The organism is Acidovorax sp. BoFeN1 (assembly GCF_003345135.1).
Lineage (GTDB): Bacteria > Pseudomonadota > Gammaproteobacteria > Burkholderiales > Burkholderiaceae_C > Acidovorax > Acidovorax defluvii.
The window spans coordinates 1-2671 of sequence record NZ_QOZT01000155.1 but is presented as its reverse complement, the minus strand read 5'-3'; the positions used below and the strand labels follow the sequence as shown (position 1 = coordinate 2671).

4 protein-coding genes are annotated in these 2671 nt (G+C 64.7%); all 4 read left to right on the top strand.

The features are described from left to right. Positions 1 to 189 precede the first annotated feature (189 nt). The 4 genes from DTW89_RS18940 to arfB all read left to right on the top strand — a co-directional run bounded on the left by DTW89_RS18940 (position 190) and on the right by arfB (position 2501). On the top strand, positions 190 to 573 hold the full coding sequence (locus DTW89_RS18940; RefSeq protein ID WP_114657056.1) for a hypothetical protein: 384 nt from the start codon (positions 190 to 192) through the stop codon (positions 571 to 573). 154 nt (positions 574 to 727) lie between these two features. Then, positions 728 to 1171: a type II 3-dehydroquinate dehydratase gene (gene aroQ, locus DTW89_RS18935; RefSeq protein ID WP_114657058.1), complete on the top strand. Its 444-nt coding sequence runs from the start codon at positions 728 to 730 to the stop codon at positions 1169 to 1171. Positions 1172 to 1210: 39 nt separating this feature from the next. Then, entirely contained in the window at positions 1211 to 2065 is an 855-nt protein-coding gene (locus DTW89_RS18930; protein WP_114657055.1) for an alpha/beta fold hydrolase, read from the top strand. A gap of 28 nt (positions 2066 to 2093) precedes the next feature. Continuing rightward, on the top strand, positions 2094 to 2501 hold the full coding sequence (gene arfB, locus DTW89_RS18925; RefSeq protein WP_114657057.1) for an alternative ribosome rescue aminoacyl-tRNA hydrolase ArfB: 408 nt from the start codon (positions 2094 to 2096) through the stop codon (positions 2499 to 2501). Positions 2502 to 2671: the final 170 nt, after the last annotated feature.

Here is a 2671-nt window from a genome sequence, read left to right as displayed (position 1 = left end):
GCTCATGCGGCCATTTTAGGGGGCGGCTTGCTGAAATGAGGCGCGTGCGCAGGTGGGGGCCGATGGGGTGTGTACGTCCGGAAACAATATCAGGCCCGTTTCATGACATCCTTTAGGCCTTGTGGTGCGTTGTGTACCAGTGAGGCATGTCCAGTTGGTTGGCTGCCTCTGTCCCTCAAGGAGATTTCCATGACGAAAACCCGTTCTATCTATGCCATGGCCGCAGCTGCCGGTGTGGCGCTGGCCCTGCTTTCGGGCGCTGGCACTGCACAAGCACGCGACGTGTACTGGTCGGTGGGCGTGAATTCGCCAGGCGTGGCGTTGGGTGTCAGCAATGGCGGCTATCCCGTTTACGTGGCCCCCGCGCCGGTGTACGTGGCGCCCCGGCCTATTTATTACCAGCCGCCGCCACCGGTGTATTACGCACCGCCCCGGCCCGTGTATTACGCCCCTCCGGGCTACTACGCGCAGCCACCGGGCCATTACTACCGCGATCGCGGGCACCGTCATGGTCACCGGGATCGTGGCGACCATGGCGACCGTGGTGGCCGTGGCAACCACTGGGATCGTTGATTCAGCCCCTGTGCAGTGGTCGGCAGCGACCATGAGAGGCTGATTCGCTCCCGGACAGGGCAGGGCCCCGATGCAGTGGCTCGGGCCCAGGGCACCGCATAATCCGGCGTCTGGCCTGCCGGTGTGGCAGGCGGATCGCCCGGAGTGCACGCCTGTGAAAACCGTTTTTGTCCTGAATGGCCCCAACCTCAACCTGCTGGGCACCCGCGAGCCCGCTGTTTATGGCGCCCAGACACTCGCCGATGTAGAGCAACTGTGCGCCGCCGCCTGTGCACGCCATGGGTTTGCGCTGCGCTTTCACCAGAGCAACCACGAAGGCGCGCTGGTGGACTGGATTCACGAGGCCGGTCGCCTGCACACTGCGGGCGAACTGGCGGGCGTGGTGCTCAATGCCGGGGCCTACACCCACACCAGCGTGGCGCTGCTCGATGCCATCAAGGGCACGGGCATTGCGCTGATCGAGCTGCACATCAGCAACGTGCACGCACGCGAGAGCTTTCGGCATCACTCCTATATTTCAGCCGCCGCCAAGGCCGTGATGTGCGGTTTTGGCGTGAAGGGCTATGGCCTGGCCATTGACGGCCTGGCCGGGCTGTAAGGGCCTGATTTTTTCTTCTGCCCCCCTCGTGCCTGTGCAATGAGCGATTTGGTAATTTCTCCCGAGGTGCAGCGCCTGGCTGCGCAAGCCGTGCGCCACACCACGCCCTGCGGGGCGGGCGATCTGGTGTGGCATGTCTGGGGCCAGGCCCGGCCGGGCGTGCGCCCGCTGGTGTTGCTGCATGGCGGCAGCGGCAGCTGGACGCATTGGGTGCGCAACCTGGATGCATTGGTAGCAGCCGGGCACCAGCTGTGGGTGCCCGATTTGCCTGGTTTCGGTGATTCAGCCGCGCCGCTGTCCGGGGGCGATGCCGACGCCATGGTGGCCCCGCTGCGCACTGGGCTGCAACTGCTGCTGGGTAACGCGCCCTGTGACCTGGTGGGTTTCTCTTTTGGTGGGATGACGGCGGGCCTGCTGCTGGCGGCCCACCCCGAACTGGCCGAGCGGCTGGTGCTGGTGGGGGCGCCGGCCATGGGCGTGGTGCCCAACCGGCAGTTCGAGCTGAAAGCCTGGCGCCATCTGACCGACCTGAACGAGCAACTGGCCATTCACCGCTACAACCTGGGTGTGCTGATGCTGCACGACAAGCGCCTCATCGATGGCCTGGCCCTGCAGACCCATGTAGCCAACGTGCTGCGCGACCGCATGCCCCGCCGCCGCCTGGCGCACACCGACATCCTGGCGCGCTCGTTGCCGCAGGTGGCTTGCCCGGTGCACGCCATTTATGGCGAGCACGACGCGCTGTACAAAAGCTGGATCCACCAGCTTGAAGCGGCCTTTGCTGCGACTGCGCCTGTTTTTCGCGGCATGCACCTGGTGCCCAATGCGGGCCATTGGGTGCAGTTTGAGCAGCCCGAGGCGTTTGATGCCGCGCTGCTGGCGGCGCTGGCCTGAGCGCGATGCCACCGGTTTGGCTTTTTTCATGACCGCCGCATTGCTGCAGGTTGCCGAAGCCGAAGTGGAGTTCACGGCCATGCGCGCCCAGGGCTCCGGTGGCCAGAATGTCAACAAGGTATCGAGCGCAGTGCACCTGCGCTTTGATGTGGGCGCCTCGTCGCTGCCCGGGGACGTCAAAGAGCGCCTGCTGGCCCTGCGCGACACCCGCATCACACAAGATGGCGTGGTGGTCATCAAGGCCCAGCAATACCGCAGCCAGGAGCAAAACCGCGCCGACGCGCTGAATCGGTTGAATGCGCTGGTGCAATCGGTGGCGCAGCCGCCCCGCACGCGCCGCGCTACCAAGCCCACCTATGGCTCACGTCAGCGGCGGTTGCAGGCCAAAACCCAGCGCGGCGAAACCAAGGCACTGCGTGGCAAGGTGCGCGATTGAGGGGCGTGGTGAGTGGGCTGTGCCATCGCAGTGGAACTGGCATTGGTTCTTTTTTTGGAACGATATGTCTGACGCGAGGGGAATTGAATCAGTGCCTGATAGCTCCTACATTCAAGGTATTCACTGAAAGCCTGCCATGTCCACTTCTGCCCCCGTCTCCAGCCCCGCCC

What these genes read in the sequence shown, in the direction of transcription:
- DTW89_RS18930 (WP_114657055.1), top strand. Translation starts at nt 1,211, where the DNA reads ATGAGCGATTTGGTAATTTCTCCCGAGGTGCAGCGCCTGGCTGCGCAA.
- DTW89_RS18940 (WP_114657056.1), top strand. Translation starts at nt 190, where the DNA reads ATGACGAAAACCCGTTCTATCTATGCCATGGCCGCAGCTGCCGGTGTG.
- arfB (WP_114657057.1), top strand. Translation starts at nt 2,094, where the DNA reads ATGACCGCCGCATTGCTGCAGGTTGCCGAAGCCGAAGTGGAGTTCACG.